This is a genomic window from Cryobacterium gelidum, from assembly GCF_004403985.1.
In the GTDB taxonomy this organism is placed as follows: Bacteria; Actinomycetota; Actinomycetes; order Actinomycetales; family Microbacteriaceae; genus Cryobacterium; species Cryobacterium gelidum.
This window is the reverse complement of the sequence record NZ_SOHL01000003.1, coordinates 131,811-150,268: the sequence shown is the minus strand read 5'-3', so window position 1 is coordinate 150,268 and position 18,458 is coordinate 131,811. Positions and strand designations below refer to the sequence as shown.

The 18,458-nt window shown below is 65.5% G+C and carries 11 protein-coding genes; 5 read left to right on the top strand and 6 right to left on the bottom strand.

Annotation, left to right across the window (positions count from 1 at the left end; translation table 11 throughout):
* Positions 1-70 precede the first annotated feature (70 nt).
* Positions 71-2,398 carry a 1,4-alpha-glucan branching protein GlgB gene (gene glgB / locus E3T50_RS00875; RefSeq protein WP_134550155.1) on the bottom strand — a complete coding sequence of 776 codons (2,328 nt, stop codon included), beginning with the start codon at positions 2,396-2,398 and terminating at the stop codon, positions 71-73.
* Positions 2,395-4,434, bottom strand: coding sequence for an alpha-1,4-glucan--maltose-1-phosphate maltosyltransferase (locus E3T50_RS00870; RefSeq protein WP_134550453.1), 2,040 nt, complete (start codon positions 4,432-4,434; stop codon positions 2,395-2,397). The genes glgB and E3T50_RS00870 overlap by 4 nt, the downstream gene beginning before the upstream one ends.
* A 182-nt stretch (positions 4,435-4,616) precedes the next feature.
* Here E3T50_RS00870 and glgP point away from each other — a divergent pair, with 182 nt between their 5' ends.
* A complete protein-coding gene (gene glgP, locus E3T50_RS00865; RefSeq protein ID WP_134550154.1) occupies positions 4,617-7,184 on the top strand; it encodes an alpha-glucan family phosphorylase in 2,568 nt (855 codons plus the stop codon).
* A gap of 62 nt (positions 7,185-7,246) precedes the next feature.
* Here glgP and glgX read toward each other — a convergent pair whose 3' ends face one another.
* Positions 7,247-9,325, bottom strand: coding sequence for a glycogen debranching protein GlgX (gene glgX, locus E3T50_RS00860; RefSeq protein WP_134550153.1), 2,079 nt, complete (start codon positions 9,323-9,325; stop codon positions 7,247-7,249).
* Positions 9,326-9,394: 69 nt separating this feature from the next.
* Here glgX and E3T50_RS00855 point away from each other — a divergent pair, with 69 nt between their 5' ends.
* The 4 genes from E3T50_RS00855 (at position 9,395) to E3T50_RS00840 (ending at position 14,915) form a co-directional block, all read left to right on the top strand.
* Positions 9,395-10,603 (top strand): cysteine desulfurase family protein, encoded by a 1,209-nt coding sequence (locus tag E3T50_RS00855; RefSeq protein WP_134550152.1) that lies wholly within the window; start codon positions 9,395-9,397, stop codon positions 10,601-10,603.
* A gap of 38 nt (positions 10,604-10,641) precedes the next feature.
* Complete coding sequence (gene mnmA / locus E3T50_RS00850) at positions 10,642-11,961, top strand: tRNA 2-thiouridine(34) synthase MnmA (protein WP_134550151.1); 1,320 nt, start codon at positions 10,642-10,644, stop codon at positions 11,959-11,961.
* Entirely contained in the window at positions 11,954-14,215 is a 2,262-nt protein-coding gene (ligA, locus tag E3T50_RS00845) for an NAD-dependent DNA ligase LigA (RefSeq protein WP_134550150.1), read from the top strand. Before mnmA ends, ligA begins: the two co-directional genes overlap by 8 nt.
* 217 nt (positions 14,216-14,432) lie before the next feature.
* Complete coding sequence (locus E3T50_RS00840; RefSeq protein ID WP_134550149.1) at positions 14,433-14,915, top strand: hypothetical protein; 483 nt, start codon at positions 14,433-14,435, stop codon at positions 14,913-14,915.
* 180 nt (positions 14,916-15,095) lie between these two features.
* On the opposite strand, the gene E3T50_RS00835 is transcribed toward E3T50_RS00840, so the two are convergent.
* The 3 genes from E3T50_RS00835 to E3T50_RS00825 all read right to left on the bottom strand — a co-directional run bounded on the left by E3T50_RS00835 (position 15,096) and on the right by E3T50_RS00825 (position 18,304).
* Positions 15,096-16,238 (bottom strand): glutathione-independent formaldehyde dehydrogenase, encoded by a 1,143-nt coding sequence (locus E3T50_RS00835; protein WP_134550148.1) that lies wholly within the window; start codon positions 16,236-16,238, stop codon positions 15,096-15,098.
* A gap of 218 nt (positions 16,239-16,456) precedes the next feature.
* A complete protein-coding gene (locus E3T50_RS00830; protein ID WP_134550147.1) occupies positions 16,457-17,278 on the bottom strand; it encodes an aldo/keto reductase in 822 nt (273 codons plus the stop codon).
* Positions 17,279-17,317: 39 nt separating this feature from the next.
* Entirely contained in the window at positions 17,318-18,304 is a 987-nt protein-coding gene (locus tag E3T50_RS00825; protein WP_134550146.1) for a zinc-binding dehydrogenase, read from the bottom strand.
* Positions 18,305-18,458 lie beyond the last annotated feature (154 nt).

Genomic DNA, 18,458 nt, shown 5'->3' with positions numbered 1-18,458 from the left:
GAGCGAGAGCGCAACGAGCGCCCGGACACCTGCGTCTGCGAGCTGTCTTCGCGCTCTCGCCGCAGGGGTATCAGCGGCGCAGGCGCAACCAGAGACCGGCCAGGGGCGGCAGGGTCAGTGTCGCGGAGGCGGGCCGGCCGGCCCATGGCTCATTGAAGGCTTCGACCGTGCCCAGATTACCCACGCCGGACCCGCCGAAGTCGCCGGCATCCGTATTGAGAATCTCTTCCCACCGCCCGGCAAACGGCAGGCCCACCCGGTAGTCGGTGTGCGGCTGTCCGGCGAAGTTGAAGAAGCAGGCGACGGGAACCCCATGGTTGTCCCAGCGCAAGAAAGACACGACGTTCTGGCTCGCTGCGCCCCCGTCGAGCAGCTCGAAACCGCCCGGGTCGTTGTCGCGACTCCACAGGCTCGCGTTGTCGCGGTAGACCCGGTTGAGCTGCCCGACCAGGTTGAACAATCCGCGGTGTGCCGGCTGGTCGAGCATCCACCAGTCCAGTCCGCGCTCCTCGCTCCACTCTGATCGCTGCCCGAACTCGCTGCCCATGAACAGCAGCTGCTTGCCAGGGTGCGCCCACATGAACGACAGGTAGGCGCGCACGTTGGCGAGCTGCTGCCAGGAATCGCCGGGCATCTTCGATACCAGGGCGCCCTTGCCGTGCACGACCTCGTCGTGGCTGATCGGCAGCAGAAAGTTCTCGCTGAACGCATACATGAATGAGAAGGTGATGTCGTTGTGGTGGTACGAACGGTACATCGGGTCGACCTGCATGTACTCGAGCGAGTCGTGCATCCAGCCCATGTTCCACTTGAACCCGAATCCGAGTCCGCCACCGCTGGTGGGGGCCGTCACCCCGCCCCAGTTGGTGGATTCCTCGGCGATCATGATGGTGCCGGGGTTGCGCTTGTAGGCGGTCGCGGTGATCTCCTGCAGCAGGCTGATCGCCTCGAGGTTCTCGTTGCCGCCGTACCGGTTCGGCTCCCACTGGCCGTCTTCGCGCGAATAATCGAGGTAGAGCATCGAGGCGACCGCATCGACACGCAGCGCATCGATGTGGAATTCTTCGAGCCAGTACAGGGCGTTCGCGACCAGGAAGTTGCGTACCTGCATCTGACCGAAGTCGAAGATGTAGGTGCCCCAGTCCAGCTGCTCGCCGCGGCGCGGGTCTGGATGCTCGTAGAGCGGCTGGCCGTCGAAACGGGCGAGGGCGAAGTCGTCTTTGGGAAAGTGACCGGGAACCCAGTCCATGATCACGCCGATACCAGCCTGGTGCAGCCGGTCGATGAGATAGCGCAGGTCATCGGGGGAGCCGAATCGGCTGGTCGGGGCGTAATAGCCGCTGACCTGATAGCCCCAGGACCCGCCAAACGGATGCTCGGCGAGGGGCATGAACTCCACGTGCGTGAAGCTGAGCTCGTGCAGATACCCGACGAGTTGATCGGCCAGGTCCCGGTAGCCGAGCCCGGGACGCCACGAGCCGACGTGCATCTCGTAGATGCTCATCGCCTGGTCGTGGGGATCGTTGGCGGCGCGGTTGGCCAGCCACGCAGCATCCGCCCACTCGTAGTGCGAAGCGGTGACCACCGATGCGGTCTGCGGCGGCACCTCGGCGAGCCGGGCCATCGGGTCGGCTTTCTCCACCCAGGCGCCGGACTGCGTGAGCAGCTGGAATTTGTAATTGGTCCCGAGTTCCAGGCCCGGAATGAACAGTTCCCACACGCCGGTACTGCCCATATTGCGCATGGCGTGGGTGACCCCGTTCCACCCGTTGAAGTCGCCGATCACGCGGGCGGCGCGGGCGTGCGGTGCCCAGACCGCGAAGGACGTGCCGGTCGAGGCCGCCGTGACGCCCTGGTGCTCCCGGTGGTGTGCGCCCAGGACATCCCAGAGGCGCTCGTGGCGGCCTTCCCCGATCAGGTGCAGGTCCAGCTCGCCGAGTGTTGGAACGAAGCGGTAGGGATCATCGCAGATCCACGGCGGAGCATCCTGGTAGCGCGCCTCGATCGTGTAGTCGGTGAGTCCGAGGGTGCTTTCGCCCTGCCAGATACCCTGCGCGAGGTGGGCCAGTTCCACGTGCGCGCCGTTGGCCAGAATCGCGAAAACCTCGGTAGCAAGGGGTCGCAATGCTCGGATCATGACGAGCGGGTCGGAGACACCGGCCTGGTGGGCGAGGTGCTGGCCGAGAATCTCGTGCGGGTTGTAGTAGCAGCCGGCGGCGACGGCTTCGAGAACGTGGTCGGGAATCGGTGCCGGCTCGGTGGGGGCCACGTGCTTCTGCGCCTGCGTGGACTGTGTCTTCAAGGACTGCGCCTTCTTGCCGTCGATGTTCTTTGCCTGACCCTTCTTATGATTGCTCGAGTTCTTCTTTTTCTCGTCTTCGTTCCTGTCGCCGCTCATGCGCGGCCCGGATCGTGGGGGGTGACGTGCAGGATATGCACCGGCTCGGTGAAGGCATCGAGCCGCACGAAGTTGTCGGCCGACCAGGTCCAGGTGACGCCCGACACGAGGTCATGCGCGTCGAAGGTATCGCCGCGAGCAATGCCGAAGCGGGTCACGTCGAGGTGAACAACCGTCTGGCGCACGGAGTGCGGGTCGACGTTGGCGACGATGATCAGGGCATCCGCTTGCCCGGTGCCGGTGAACGCGGCGTCGAGGTACTTGCTGTATACGAGGATCGAGTCGTCGTCACTGCTGTGGATATCCAGATTGCGCAGCTGCCCCAGCGCCGGATGCTCGTTCCGGATGCGGTTGAGCAACGTCAGGTACGGGGCGAGGGACTCGCCCAGTTCCTCAGCCTTGCTCCAGTCGCGCGGCCGGTACTCGTACTTCTCATTGTCGATGCTCTCTTCGGCACCCAGCCGGGCGACGTTCTCAAAAAGGTCGAAACCGGCGTAGACACCCCAGCTCGGCGCCGCCGTCGCGGCCAGCGCCGCCCGAATCTTGAACGCTGCCGGGCCGCCGAATTGCAGGTACTCGGTGAGAATATCAGGGGTGTTCACGAACAGGTTCGGGCGGAGAAAATCCGGAGTATCGGTGGCGAGACCGTCGAAGAACTCCTCCAGCTCGGTTTTCGTGTTGCGCCAGGTGAAATACGTGTACGACTGCTGAAAACCGACCTTGCCGAGCGCCTGCATGAGGGCCGGCCGGGTGAAGGCCTCGGCGAGAAAGACCACGTCGGGGTCGGTCTGGTTGACCTCCTTGAGCAGCCATTCCCAGAAGTCGAGCGGCTTGGTGTGCGGGTTGTCCACCCGAAAGATGCGCACGCCGAGACTGATCCAGTAGCGCAGCAGACGTAGTGCCTCCGCACGGATACCGGCGGGGTCGTTGTCAAAATTGATCGGGTAGATGTCCTGATATTTTTTCGGCGGGTTCTCGGCGTAGGCGATGGTGCCATCGGGCAGGGTCGTGAACCAGTCGGGGTGCTCCTCTACCCAGGGATGGTCGGGGGAGGCCTGCAGTGCGAAGTCCAGGGCGATTTCAATGCCGAGAGAGGCGGCCTCTTTCAGGAAGAAGCTGAAATCGGCCACCGTGCCGAGGTCCGGGTGGATGGCGTCATGGCCTCCGTCGGCCGAGCCGATCGCCCAGGGCGAGCCCGGGTCACCGAGTGCGACGGTGAGCGAATTGTTCGGACCCTTGCGGAAAGCCTGCCCGATAGGGTGAATCGGCGGCAGATAGAGCACGTCGAAGCCCATGGCGGCTACGGCGGGCAGACGCTTGGCCGCGGTGCGGAAGGTTCCGCTCTGCCAGGTGCCGTCGGCGCGCCGCACGGCGCCTTCCGAACGCGGAAAGAACTCATACCAGGAGCCGACCCCGGCCCTGGCACGTTCGACGATGATGGTGCGTTCCGCCGAGATGGACGCCAGCCCGGCAAGCGGCTGGACCGCGATGACCTGCAGCAGGGCGGCATCCGCCACTGCGAGAAAACGCTCAGTGGCCGACTTGCCGGTATCGGCGAGGGTGGCTGCGGCCGCCTTGAACAGGCGGCGTGCGGCGAGCGGGCGGGCCTTGTCGATGCCAGCCTGGGCCAGGAGCGCGCCGCCGATGGTGAACATGAGTTCCACGTCGATGCCGGCCGGAATCTTGATAGCAGCGTTGTGTTCCCAGGTGGCGAAGTCGTCGGCGTAGGCGCGCACGCGATACCGCCAGTGGCCCGCGGCGCCGAGCTGCGCCTGTGTGCCATAGCGGTCGGATCCGTCAGCCTCGAGCACCATCGGATGCCGCGTCGTGCTGCCATCCGGCGCCGTGAGCTGCAGGTCGACACCGATGAGGTCGTGTCCCTCGCGAAAAGCGGTCGCTGCGAACGGCACAACTTCACCGACGAAGGCGCGGGCTGGCCAGAGATTGTCGTTCAGCTGGGGCGAGAGGTCGAGCAGGGGAATACGGCCGACCGATGCGCTGCTCCGGTGGTTCGGTACCGTGTCGGTCGGCGTCATGATGGACGCGTCGACAGGGGAGCCGCTCGGTACTGTCGGCTGGATCGTCTTTTTCGCTGCTGTCTTGGCCACACCACGACCGTAGCGTGAACAGCGGCCATGGCGCTCCCCTTCTATCAGGCTTGCCCGCGCGTGGTCGAGGTGTTTCATATTCGACATGCGGCACCCCTAAGGTTGACCTCGTGAAGGCCATCCGCAAATTTACCGTCCGTGCCGTTCTTCCCGAGCCTCTCGCGGCCCTTGAGGAGCTTGCCGGCAATCTTCGCTGGTCGTGGCATGAGCCCACCCGGCAGCTGTTCGAGCGCATCGCCCCTGAGCTGTGGCGCGAGATCGGAACTGATCCCGTCGCCCTGCTTGGTGCTGTGGATCCGCGCCGGCTCGATGAGCTGGCGCAGAATCACGACTACGTTGCCGAGGTCAATGCCACGCGCGACGCGCTGCGCGACTATCTCGAACAGCCACGCTGGTACCAGGGGATCGAGGGCGAAAAACCCGCCGCGATCGCGTATTTCTCACCGGAATTCGGCATCGCCGCCGCCCTCCCGCAGTATTCCGGCGGGCTGGGTATTCTGGCCGGTGACCACCTCAAGAGCGCCTCCGACCTCGGCCTTCCGCTCGTCGGCGTCGGCCTGTTCTACCGCGCCGGCTACTTCAGCCAGGCCATCTCGCCCGACGGGTGGCAGATGGAAAGCTACCCCCTGCTCGACCCCGACGGGCTGCCGCTGGCCGTACTGCGCCGCGCCGACGGCTCAGCCGTTCAGGTGTCGCTCGCCCTGCCAGACGACCGCACCCTGCATGCCCGGGTCTGGCAGGCAAAGGTGGGTCGCGTGCGCCTGCTCCTGCTCGATGCCGACATTCCTGAAAACGCCGACGACCTGCGCCTGGTCACGGACCGCCTGTACGGCGGCGGCGGCGAACACCGATTGCTGCAGGAGCTACTCCTGGGTATCGGCGGCGCCCGCGCCGTGAAACTGTGGAGTTCGCTGCACGGGCTGCCCGAGCCCGAGGTGTTCCACACCAACGAGGGCCACGCCGGGTTCCTCGGCCTCGAGCGCATCTCCAGCCTGATCGGTGAAGGCCTGAACTTTCAGGAAGCTCTGCAGGTGGCCCGCGCCGGAACCGTCTTCACCACGCACACCCCGGTCGCCGCCGGCATCGACCGGTTTGAGCGTTCACTCGTGCGTCGCTACTTCGGCACCGATCTGCTGCCGGGTGTCGACGTGGAAGACCTGCTCGCGCTCGGCGCGGAAAGTTATGCCGGAGGCTCCTCCGAGGTGTTCAACATGGCCATCATGGGGTTGCGCCTCGGCCAGCACGCCAATGGTGTTTCCACCCTGCACGGCGAGGTCAGCCGCCGCATGTTCAACGGCCTCTGGCCTGGCTTTGATTCAGCGGATGTGCCGATCACGTCGATCACGAACGGTGTGCACGCCCAAAGCTGGACCGACCCGGCGCTCAAGAGCCTCGCGCAGGACAAGCTCGGCACGAGTGACACGTCGACGGCTAAGTGGGCCTCCCCTGCGGTGTCCGACCAGGACCTGTGGTCGGTGCGCGGGCGGATGCGCCTGCAATTCGTCGAGGATGCCCGCCGCCGGCTGCTGGGCGCCTGGCGCGACCAGAATCCAGGCAGCATCCCGCCGGCCTGGATCGGCCGGGTGTTCGACCCGAACGTGTTGACCATCGGGTTCGCCCGTCGCGTTCCCACCTACAAGCGCCTCACTTTGATGCTGCATGATCCGGGACGCCTGCGTGCCCTCCTGCTGCACCCGGAGCATCCGATTCAGATCGTCATCGCCGGCAAGTCCCACCCCGCCGATGAAGAGGGCAAACGGTTGATCCAGAAGATCGTGCAGTTCGCCGCCGACCCCGAACTGCGCACCCGCATCGCTTTTCTGCCCGATTACAACATTGCCATGGCCCAGCTGATGTATCCGGGAACGGACGTCTGGCTCAACAATCCGCTGCGCCCGCTCGAGGCCTGCGGTACCAGCGGCATGAAAGCTGCACTCAACGGCGCGCTCAACCTGTCGATCCTCGACGGCTGGTGGCCGGAATACTACGACGGCAAGAATGGCTGGGCGATTCCATCGGCCGATTCGGCCGGCGACGCCGCCGAACGTGACCGGCTCGAAGCCGAGGCACTCTACGACCTGATCGAACATCAGGTAGCACCGACCTTTTACGAACGCAACGACGATGACGTGCCCGAACGCTGGGTGTCCAACATTCGTCACACCCTCGCCACCTTGTCACCGGAACTGTCCGCTGACCGCATGGTGAGTGAGTATGTGCAGCGCCTGTACCGCCCGGCCGGGCACTACGAAGCGCTGATGTCGGCCAACAACTACCGTGCGGCTCGCGAACTGGCGGCGTGGAAGGGGCGAATCGTTTCGGCCTGGCCGCAGATCGCGGTGACCCACGTCGAATCCGGCGGCGTCTCCTCGGTTCCGGAAGTGGGCGATGACCTGCACCTGCGCGCGCACGTGCAGCTCGGCGGGCTCTCGGCCGAGGACGTGACCGTCGAGGTGGTCTACGGCAAGAGCCTCGGCACCGACGAGCTACGGGATGTGGCCATTCAGGCGCTCAAGCCGGCTCCGCTAACAGAAGCCCCAGCCGGCGAGGCCACCCTGTTCACGGGAACGGTCGAACTCGACCGGGCCGGCACCTTCGGCTATACCGTTCGCGTCGTTCCCCGGAATGACCTGCTGATCAGCCCGGCCGAAATGGGTCTCGTCGCGGTCGCGAACTAGTCGAGACGGCGCCGTCCGGTTTCGACGGCGCCGTTCAAGTTCGACGGCGGCGACCTGGCAAATCAGGCGAGCGGCGGACGGCGGGGCGCGATCGCTCCGTGCGCACGCATCAGCTGCATCGAGGCGCCGGACACAAACAGGGCAGTGCCGGGCGCGTGTTCGATGACCGAGTCGCGCAGGTCATCGTGACTGGAATCCCAGAGCAGCGTGTAGGCATCCACTCCCTCGTGCGCGGGCAGGGTAACCGTCTCATCCTGTTCTCGGGCGTTCACGACGAGCAGGATGCGGTTGAAGGCTTCGTGTTCGGGGGTGGACGCCGCAATGTACTGCAGGGTGCGCTCGGTCGGCGAATTCCAGGCGTCTTCGGTCAGAGCCTCACCGGCGATGTTGTACCAGTCCAGCTGGCTGGCGCTCGGCGTCGTCTCGCCGAACCGACCAAAGTGCACCGGACGCAGTGCCGGATTTTCCCGGCGCAGCTGCAACAGGCGGCGGGTGACCCGGTGCAGGTCCTGCTGCCAGTCGTCGAAGTCCCAATTGAGCCAGGTCAGCTCGCTGTCCTGGCAGTAGGCGTTGTTGTTACCGCGTTGACTGCGCCCGAACTCGTCGCCGGCGGTGAGCATGGGAATGCCGGCCGAGAGCAGCAGGGTGCCGAGCAGGTTGCGCATGGCCTTGCGCCGCGTGGCCAGAATGGCCACGTCGCGGGTCGGACCCTCGACTCCGTGGTTGTACGAACTATTGTTGTCGGTGCCGTCGCGGTTCGACTCGCCGTTGCCGAGATTGTGCTTGGTGTCGTACGCGGTCAGGTCGGCGAGGGTGAACCCGTCGTGTGCGGTGATGAAGTTGAGCGAAGCGAGCGGGCCGCGCCGCTCGGAGAAGGTGTTCGACGAACCCGCGACGCGGGTCGCGAATCGGCCGATGCCGCTGCTGGCCGAGCCGGTCAATCGCAGGCTCTTCATATCGGAGAGCCAGAAGTCGCGCATGCGGTCGCGGTAGCGGTCGTTCCATTCCGTCCAGCCGGTCGGAAAGTTGCCGGTCTGCCAGCCGCCCTGGCCGACATCCCACGGTTCCGCGATGAGCTTCACTCCGGCCAGTTCGGGATCGTCGCGAATCTGGGTGAGTAGCGGATGCTCCGGGTCGTAGACCACGCCGGCGTCTCGGCCGAGTGTCGCGGCGAGATCGAAGCGGAACCCGTCGATCTGCACATCGTTGGCCCAGTAGCGCAGGGAATCGAGCACGAGTCGCCGGGGCACGTCATGGCTGAAATTGACCGTGTTGCCGCAGCCGGTCACGTCGATATAGGCGCCGGACTCGTCCTGCCGGTAATAGGCGGCGTTGTCGATGCCGCGCAGGCTCGTGACCGGGCCGTTGCGCCCCTCCTCGGCGGTGTGGTTGTACACCACGTCGAGGATTACCTCGAGCCCCGCCTCGTGCAACAGCTTGACCATGCCCTTGAACTCGCGCAGCACGGCTTCCGGCCCGGCGGACTGGGCCGCCTGGGTGGCGTAGTCGGCGTGCGGCGCAAAGAAGTTGAGGGTGTTGTAACCCCAGTAGTTGATCAGCCCCTGTTTGATCAGGCGTTGTTCCGAGACGAACGCCTGCACCGGCAACAATTCGACCGCGGTCACGCCGAGGTCTTTCAGGTAGGCGATGGTCGATTCGTGCGCGAGCCCGGCATAGGTTCCGCGCAGGGCGGGCGGAACCAGCGGGTTGAGCCGGCTGATGCCGCGCACGTGTGCCTCGTACACGACGGTGTGGTCCAGGGCAATGCCCGGTTTCTCGCTGCCGTTCCAGTCGAAATGGTCATCGACAACCGAGGACTGCCACAGCCCGGCCCCGACCCGAACCAGACCACGTGAATACGGTTCGATCAGGGTCTTCTCCGGATGAAACGAATTCTTCGGGCTCGCCGGACCCGACACACGAATGCCGTAGCGGCGCCCCGGCGACAGCGTGCGCGATTTACCGGACCACACGCCGTGCACATCCTGCGTCATCGGTACGCTCTTGATGATCCAGTTCGGGTCGATCTCGTCGAACAGACACAGGTCCATGGCATCGGCATGTTCGGCCCAGACGCGTAGTTCGCCGCCGGCGCTGGTCAGTCGCACACCGAGGTTGCGCAGGGGATCGGTGGAACTCATGGATTCAAGAGTAATCAGTGCCGGGGAGCGCGACGACCACCGGCCTCCGCTCGGCTGTAAAATAGCGGAATGGTTGTCTACTTGGACCATGCGGCGAACACGCCCATGCTTCCCGCCGCGATCCGTGCCTACGCCGAAGCGATGGGGGTTGTCGGTAACCCCGCATCGGTGCACAGCCAGGGCCAAAATGCGAAACGGATGCTCGAAGAGTCACGCGAAATCGTGGCCACGAGTCTCGCCTGCGATCCGATCGAGGTTGTCTTCACCGGCAGCGGCACCGAGGCGATCAATCTCGGCATCAAGGGCCTGTACTGGGCACGGGCCCCGCGCCGGCGCATCCTGGTGCCCGGCGGTGAACATCATGCCACCCTCGACACGGTCGAGTGGCTGGCGCACCACGAGAAGGCGATCGTCGAGTGGATTCCGCTCGATGACCTGGGCCGCATCGACCTCGGCGCTCTTGCGGCAGCCATTGCGCGTGACCCTGCCGATATTGCGCTGGTCAGCGTGATCATGGCCAACAATGAGGTCGGCACGATCGAACCCGTCGCCGAGGTGGCGGCGCTCGCCGCGGCCAGTGGCATTCCGCTGCACGTCGACGCCGTCGCCGCCTACGGCTACATCCCGGTGGACTTTCGCACGCTCGCCGCCGCCGGAGTATCGGCGCTGAGTGTCTCGGCGCACAAGGTCGGTGGTCCCGTCGGCATTGGGGCGCTCGTGCTCGGCCGGGCGACAACGGTCGAACCGCTCATTCACGGCGGTGGCCAACAGCGCAAGGTGCGCAGCGGTACCCAGGATGTCGCGGCGGCGGTCTCATTCGCGGTGGCGGCATCCGCTGTCACGACGCAGCTGTCACCAGTGCCGCGCGGGGCCGTCCGCGGCGTCGACACCGCGCGCCTGTCGGCGCTGCGCGACCGGGTGATCGCCGGTGTGGCCCGCGTTGCGCCCAGTGCTGTACTCAACGGCGACCCGGCCCACCGGTTACCCGGCAACGCGCACTTCAGCTTTCCCGGCTGCGAGGGCGACTCGCTCCTGTTCCTGCTCGACGCCGCCGGAGTGTCCGTGTCGACCGGCTCGGCCTGCCAGGCCGGCGTGCCCGAACCGTCCCACGTGTTGCGCGCCATGGGGCGCAGTGAGATCGAATCGCGGGGTGCGCTGCGCATCACGCTCGGCCACACCTCGACCGACGCCGACGTCGACGCGCTGCTCGCGGCCCTGCCGGCCGCGCACGCCCAGGCGCTCGCTGCAGGCATGGCCGATCGGGTGCCCGGGCGCTGACCTTGGCCGTGCCCGGCACTGGCGCGTACACTCGTCGAGTGAAGGTTTTAGCAGCAATGAGTGGCGGTGTTGATTCCGCCGTCGCAGCCGCACGTGCGGTCGAAGCGGGGCACGAGGTGGTCGGTGTGCATCTGGCCCTGAGCCGCATGCCGGGTACCCTGCGCACCGGCAGCCGCGGCTGCTGCACCGTGGAAGATTCCATGGATGCCCAGCGTGCCGCCAACATCATGGGCATTCCCTACTACGTCTGGGACTTCTCCGAACGATTCAAGCTCGACGTCGTCGACGACTTCATCGCCGAGTACGCTGCCGGCCGCACCCCGAACCCGTGCATGCGCTGCAATGAGAAGATCAAGTTCGCCGCACTGCTCGAAAAGGCCATGGCCCTCGGCTTTGACGCGGTCTGCACCGGACACTACGCGAGTATTCTTACCGATGCCGACGGCAACAAGCAGCTGCACCGCGCGGCCGCCTGGGCGAAGGATCAGTCCTACGTGCTCGGCGTGCTGACAGCCGACCAGCTCAACCACTCCATGTTTCCGCTCGGCGCCACACCGACCAAGGCCGAGGTGCGGGCCGAAGCGGCCGAACGCGGGTTCTCGGTGGCGAACAAGCCCGACTCCTACGACATCTGTTTCATCCCCGACGGTGATACCAAGGGCTGGCTCGGCGAACGCGTCGCGCCGGTCAGCGGCGACATTCTCGACCAGGAGGGCAACACGCTCGGCCAGCACGACGGCGCCGTCGCGTTCACGGTCGGCCAGCGCAAGGGACTGTCGATCGGTACCCCGGCCGCGGACGGCAAGCCGCGGTTCGTGCTCGAGGTGCGTCCGGTCACGAACACGGTCATCGTCGGCCCGAAAGAGGCGCTCGCCATCAAGGAGATCGGCGGGAACAAATACACCTGGGCCGGGCTCGCCCCCGAACACCCTGACGTGGCGTTCGCCTGCCACGTGCAGATTCGCGCCCACGCCGATCCGGTTCCCGCCGTCGCCCAGGTTGTCTCCACCACGGCGGTTACGGGGGTCGACGGCACCGTCGAACTGCGCATCATCCCCGATGAAGCGCTCGCCGGCGTCGCCCCCGGGCAGACCGCCGTCGTCTATATCGGCACCCGCGTGCTCGGCCAGTGCACCATCGACCGCACCGTCAGCGCGCTTGCCGCAACCGCACCATCCCTCGTCCCCTCCGCGCCGGCCAGCCTCGCTCCGGCCATCTCCGCTGCGGCCAGCTCCGCGCCGGCCAGCCTCGCTCCGGCCCTCTCTGCTGCGGCCAGCTCCGCGCCGGCCAGCCTCGCTCCGGCCCTCTCTGCTGCGGCCAGCTCCGCGCCGGCCAGCCCCGCCACGGTCAATGCCTGAGCCCCTCGCCGACACCACCCCCGACGCGCTGAGCGTCGCGGCCGCCGAGGCGGCCGACATCACCACACGTGTGCTGGCCGCCCGGGACGCCTACTACGAGCGGAACACGGTCGTCGTCTCCGACGCCGAGTATGACCAGCTCGTGCAGCGCCTCGCCGAACTCGAACGACTGCACCCCGAGCTGGCGAGCCAGGACAGCCCCACGCAGACGGTCGGCGGCCGCGCCGAAACAACCCTGTTCGACCCGGTGACGCACGCCGAACGGATGCTCAGCCTGGACAACGTCTTCTCCCTTGACGAATTCGAGGCCTGGGCGAGAAAAGCCGCGGAGAACTCGGGTCGCGCCGTGCACCTCCTGTGCGAGCTCAAGATCGACGGCCTCGCCATCAACCTGCGCTACGCCGACGGGGTGCTGGTCTCTGCGGCTACCCGCGGTGACGGTGTGGTCGGCGAAGACGTCACCGAAAATATCGATCTGGTCCCCGGCATCCCGTCCCACCTCTCCGGCACCGGGCATCCGTCTCTGATGGAGGTGCGCGGTGAGGTGTTCTTTCCCGTCGCCGCCTTTGACGAGCTGAACGCAGCGCAGGCCGCCGCCGGGGAACGAGCGTTCGCGAACGCCCGCAACGCGGCAGCCGGGTCGCTGCGCCAGAAAGCCGCTGGCAAGAACGCCGTCCAGCTGCGCCTGATGAAGGCGCGCCTCGGTCGGCTGCGCATGCTCGTTCACGGCATCGGCGCCTGGGAGAACCCGCCCGTGCAGACCCAGTCCGAGGTCTACGGCCTGCTCGAGGGCTGGGGGCTGCCAACCAGCAGCTACTTTCGCGTGGTCACCTCGGCCGCGGAGGCCGCGGAGTTCATCGAGTACTACGGAGCGCACCGCGGTAGCGTCGTGCACGAACTCGACGGCATCGTCATCAAGATCGATGAGCTCGCCCTGCACGCCGAGCTCGGCGCCACCAACCGGGCGCCGCGCTGGGCCATTGCCTACAAGTACCCGCCCGAACAGGTGAACACGAAACTGCTCGACATCGTCGTGAGTGTCGGCCGCACCGGCCGAGCCACCCCCTTCGCGGTGATGGACAAGGTGCTCGTGGCCGGCAGCGAGGTGCGTCAGGCGACCCTGCACAATCAGGACGTCGTCAGGGCGAAAGGCGTGCTGATCGGCGACACCATCGTGCTTCGTAAAGCCGGCGATGTCATTCCCGAGGTGCTCGGCCCGGTCGTCGAGCTGCGCGACGGCACTGAACGTGAATTCGTCATGCCGCTGAAGTGCCCGGAGTGTGGCACACCGCTCGCCCCGGCCAAGGAGGGCGACATCGACCTGCGCTGCCCGAACGCGCGCAGCTGCCCCGCCCAGGTGCGCGGGCGGGTGGAGCACATCGGCAGCCGCGGCGGCCTCGACATCGAGGTGCTCGGCGAGGTCGCGGCCTCCGCGCTCACCCAGCCGACCGAGCCGGCCGCCCCGCCGCTACCGACCGAGGCTGGACTGTTCGACCTCGAACTTGCCGACCTGCTGCCGATCCAGGTGCTCGTGCGCGACGCTGAAACCGGGCTGCCGAAAGAAGACGCCGACGGCACCGCCCGGCAGCGGATGCCGTTCCAGCGCAATCCCACCGCCGCCGAGAAGAAGCAGGGGCTCACGGGTCCGCAGCCGTCCTCCAGCGCGCTCAAGCTCCTGGTCGAGATTGAGAAGGCCAAGACAAAGCCGCTGTGGCGCATTCTGGTGAGCCTGAACATCCGCCACGTCGGCCCGGTTGCCGCCCGTGCACTGGCCAACCACTTCGGCTCGCTCGATGCCATTCGTGCCGCGACCCGCGAAGAACTCGCCGTGGTCGCCGGGGTCGGCGGCATTATCGCTGACGCGGTGCTCGCCTGGTTCCAGGTGGACTGGCACGTCGCTATCGTGACCCAGTGGGCCGCGGCCGGCGTGCAGTTCGCCACGCCAGACCACCCAGGGCCGGGCGCGGCCGAGGCCGCCGGGGGAGTGCTCGTGGGCCTGACCGTCGTGGCTACCGGATCGCTCGAGGGCTTCACGCGTGAAGGCGCGCAGGAGGCGATTATCGCCGCCGGCGGTAAGAGCGCGTCGAGCGTGTCCAAGAACACTGACTTCGTGGCCGCCGGGCCGGGCGCTGGATCGAAGCTCGGTAAGGCCGAAACCCTCGGCATCCGAATCCTCGACGCCGATGAGTTTCGTACCCTGCTCGCGGAGGGGCCGGCCGGTTTGGCGCCCGCGCCCTCACCTGCATCCACGTAGGCTGCCGCACAGGTCTCCTGGGTTTTGCGTGAAATTTCACCGGCCGCGCACCGAGCGTCCGACGTTGTTCGTAGTGGACGGCTCTAGCCAGCCCTCTTGAAATGCGGCTGCTGTCGGTGTAAACCGACGTCAGGCCGATGCGTTGTCGCCTCTTTCGAAGGAGTGCCATGCCCAGCACATGCGATTACCATTTGTTCGCCGAACTCGTTCGTCGACCATGAGCCTGCTCCGTGGGTTCTTGGGCGGCGCGGCGGCTGGCGCGGCAGGTACCACCGCGCTCAACGCCGTGAGCTACCTCGGGATGGCGATCAAAGGCAGACCGGCCAGCTCCACTCCGCAGGCCACCGTCGAGAAACTTGTCGACGTCGCGCAGCTCACCATCCCTGGATCTGACGAGGTGAGAAAAAATCGGATCGCGGGCATCGGGCCGTTGACCGGTGTGATCGTGGGCGTGGGCGTTGGTGCACTGCTCGGACTCTTCCGCTCTGCCGGTTGGCGACCCGCGCCGGTGGTGAGCGGGCTGGCGGCCACGGTCGGCGCGCTGATTGGTGGCAACGTGCCGATGACGGTTCTCGGGGTGACCGACCCTCGCATATGGACCGCCAAAGACTGGGTCAGCGACATCGCCCCGCACCTGGCATACGGGGTTGTTGTCGCCGCTACCCTGTGGGGCTTCGGGCGGCATGCTTCGTCCCGTTGAACGGGTCGTCCCGCTGATCAGGGGCGGCACCCGCGGATGCCGCCCCGCCGAACTCGGCGACCATGTCGGTGCGTGTGATGGTTGCGCTTTCGGTTGGATCATTGGACGAACTCGTGTTCACTCCCTCCACGGTCGAGCCCGAGCGGTGAACGCGCCGCGGCGAGTACGTTCGACAGTGGCCTACTCGGGCTTGAGGATGACTTTGGTCCACCCGTTGTTGCGGTCGCCGAAGTTCTTGTAGGCATCCACGGCTTCGCTGAGCGGGATCTCGTGCGAAACGATCCATGAAGGCTTGGCCTTACCCACGGCAATCAGGTCGCGCAATTGCCGATTGTATTTCTTCACCGGGCATTGGCCGCTGCCCATGCTCTGCCCTTTGAGCCACTGCAGGCCGTAATCTATGGCTATCTTGCCCTTCTTGGCGTTCTCGTCGAAGCCGCCGGGATCTGCCGGCAGGAAGACGCCGACAACGCCGATGCCCCCGGTAATACGCACCGTCTGAATCAGCCGGTTCAGAGTCATGGCGGGATCTTCGGTGCCCTGTGGGTCGTGGGCCTGGTAGCCCACGCATTCACAACCCCGGTCCGCGCCGATACCCTTCGTCTGGTCCAAAATGAACTGAACCGGGTCCGTCTTCGAATCATCAACGGCGATCGCACCGATCTGCTCGGCGAGGGCCAGCCGATCCGGGCGTCGGTCCACGACCCAGACTTTACTCGCGCCCTTGATCGTCGCAGACAGGGCAGCCATCAGCCCGACCGGACCCGCACCGTAAATCACGACCGTGTCACCGGGGATCACGCCGGCCATTTCGGTAGCGTGGTAGCCCGTCGGGAAGATGTCCGAAAGCATCACGTAATCGTTCTGCTTTTCTATGGCGTCTTCACCCAGGCGCAAGCAGTTGTTGTCACCGTAGGGCACACGCAACATTTGAGCCTGGCCGCCGGGATACGGACCCATGCCGGCGAAGCCGTAGGCGGCCCCGGCACCGACCGGGTCGGGTTGGGTAGTCATGCAGTAGTTGGTAAAACCGCGTTCGCAATTCTTGCAAAAGCCGCAGGAAATATTAAACGGCAACACGACGCGTTCCCCCACTTTGACCTTGTCGACGCCGTTACCGACCTCGATGACCTCGCCCATGTTCTCGTGACCGAACGTGCGTCCAACCGCGAAATCGGTACGTCCCTCATACATGTGCAAATCTGAACCGCAGATGTTCGTGGCCGTGATGCGCACCAGAACATCGGTGGGACGTTCGATCTTGGCATCCGGAACTTCTTCAACGTTGACCTCATTGGGGCCCTTGTAAACGACTGCTTTCATTTTTTCTTCACTCCTCGAATTTCATGACCGTGAAGACGGACGGTCCGTCTTCACTCTCGGAGATGTACTCAGGATGAATGTCCGGACAGTCTGAGACTGCGCGGAAAGTGTGTATGGCTCAGGTCTACCACGATCGCACTGGACCGGCCAGTGTGCCTCCTACGGATCGCGAGCACTCGACGCTGCCAGGAATCGCCTTCACGAAAAAGCCGACGACGTCACAGAATATCGAGGGGTTGCTTGCTCCGAGGTGCCGGAAATGCGCTATCCAGAGACAGGCAATCCTCGGCGTCGAGGACGACCGCACCCGCACCGACGTTCTGCTGCACGTGCTCGAGTGACGATGCTTTGGGGATCGCGATGACGCCCGGTTGTCTGATGACCCAGGCGAGTGCGATCTGGGCAGCAGTCACTCCGTGGCGCTCTCCGATTTCGGCCAGGAGTGGATGCCGGAGCAGGGTCGGTCCCTGACCGAGTGGCGAGTAGGCCATGAGCGGCATGCCTGCGCGTTGTTGCCAGGGCAGGAGATCGAACTCGATGCCCCGACTGCCGAGGTTGTAGAGCACCTGATTGGTGGCGCATCCGTCTGGTGCTCGCCTCAGATCATCCCGGTCGAAATTCGATAACCCCCAGCTTCGAATCTTGCCGGCTTCACGGAGGTGTTCGAACCCGTCGACGGTCTCGGGTAACGCAAAACTGCCGGCCCAATGCAGTAGGTAGACATCGAGCTGATCGGTTCCGAGCCGGCGCAGGCTGCGCTCGCACGCAGCGACGACACCGCTGCGGCTGGCGTTATGCGGGTAGACCTTGCTGACCAGCACGACGTCATCGCGTCGGCCTCGGATGGCCTCGCCGACCAGTTCTTCCGAGGCACCGTTGCCATACATTTCGGCGGTGTCGATCACGGTCAGGCCGGCGTCGATCCCGGCGCACAGGGCCGCCACCTCGGTCTTTCGCTTCGCGGCGTCCTCACCGAGATGCCAGGTTCCCTGGCCGATGACGGGCACCCGAACGCCCTTAAAAAAATCGGTTTCGCGCATGCGGTTCCTTACGTCGTGTGCATTTCCAGACGGTCTGGCTTATGTATTCAGAAGGCTGAGAACGATCTTGCCCAGGTGCGAGTTCGCGGCCATGAGATCCTGCGCTTGTTGGACTTCGGTCCAGGGCAGAATCCGATCAATCGATGGGCGTAGTGCTTCGAAAGCCGGGTCGACCTCGGACAGCAGCGCGGCGACGATGTCGGCTTTTTCCGCAGCGTCACGGGTACGAAAGGTGACCCCGATGATGCTCAATCGTTTGAAGGCCAGTGCTTCCAGATCAAGATCACCGTGGGCACCACCCAGACGCCCCACACCGACCAGGCGCCCCAGGAGTGCGGCGCAGCGAATATTGTCCGCAAGATACGGGCCACCAACATGGTCGACGATGACGTCGACGCCGCGGCCATCCGTCAGTTCCAGAACTTGATCTGCAAAACCGGCCTCGCCAACTTCGAGTACGTGATCGGCACCCGAAGAACGGAGCAGGTCAGTTGCCCGGTCTGTGCGAACGGTAGCAATGATGAGTCCAGCGCCCAGGTACTTTGCCAGCTGTACGCACTGAAGCCCCACCGACGAGGCAGCCGCATGAACGAGCACCGTTTCACCCGGCTTGAGGTCACCCGCAGTGCGGAGCGCGTTGTGCTCCGTCATCAACCCGAGGATGGCAGCAGCACCCTCCGCGTAGGTCCACGTCTGCGGAATCGGTACGACCAGCGCAGCGTCAACGATGACTTCCTCGCTCAAACCTCCACTGACGGTGGCCATGACGCGGTCCCCGACGTTCACGCCCCTCACCTCCTGTCCCACCGTCACGACGTCGCCTGCGGCATCCAACCCCACAACGACCGGAGCGTTGCCTGGGCCGATCGGCTGGTGGGTGCCCGCGCGCTGGCCCAGATCGGCACGGTTCACCGACGCGGTCCGCACACGGATCTTCACCTGACGCGGGCCCGGTTCAGGGCTCGGGAGATCCCGCATCGAAAGCACGGATCCGCCCGGGTTCTGCTCAACAACAATTGCTCTCATAACTGACAGTGTGCTCCGACACGGTTAGTTCCCGCTGAAATTCTGGCTCCAGGAGACTTTCATCTCCTCGTCGGCGATGCCAGGCTTTACAGGATCAACGCGAATGGCCCACCGGTGCCGGTGCCGGTCCAGGCGGCGGACACGGACTCCAGGG

Bases quoted from the DNA above. Each gene is read 5' to 3' on its own strand.
- E3T50_RS00870 (WP_134550453.1), bottom strand. From the start codon at position 4,434: ATGACGCCGACCGACACGGTACCGAACCACCGGAGCAGCGCATCGGTC.
- E3T50_RS00835 (WP_134550148.1), bottom strand. From the start codon at position 16,238: ATGAAAGCAGTCGTTTACAAGGGCCCCAATGAGGTCAACGTTGAAGAA.
- ligA (WP_134550150.1), top strand. From the start codon at position 11,954: ATGCCTGAGCCCCTCGCCGACACCACCCCCGACGCGCTGAGCGTCGCG.
- E3T50_RS00830 (WP_134550147.1), bottom strand. From the start codon at position 17,278: ATGCGCGAAACCGATTTTTTTAAGGGCGTTCGGGTGCCCGTCATCGGC.
- E3T50_RS00855 (WP_134550152.1), top strand. From the start codon at position 9,395: ATGGTTGTCTACTTGGACCATGCGGCGAACACGCCCATGCTTCCCGCC.
- E3T50_RS00825 (WP_134550146.1), bottom strand. From the start codon at position 18,304: ATGAGAGCAATTGTTGTTGAGCAGAACCCGGGCGGATCCGTGCTTTCG.
- E3T50_RS00840 (WP_134550149.1), top strand. From the start codon at position 14,433: ATGAGCCTGCTCCGTGGGTTCTTGGGCGGCGCGGCGGCTGGCGCGGCA.
- glgX (WP_134550153.1), bottom strand. From the start codon at position 9,325: ATGAGTTCCACCGATCCCCTGCGCAACCTCGGTGTGCGACTGACCAGC.
- glgB (WP_134550155.1), bottom strand. From the start codon at position 2,398: ATGAGCGGCGACAGGAACGAAGACGAGAAAAAGAAGAACTCGAGCAAT.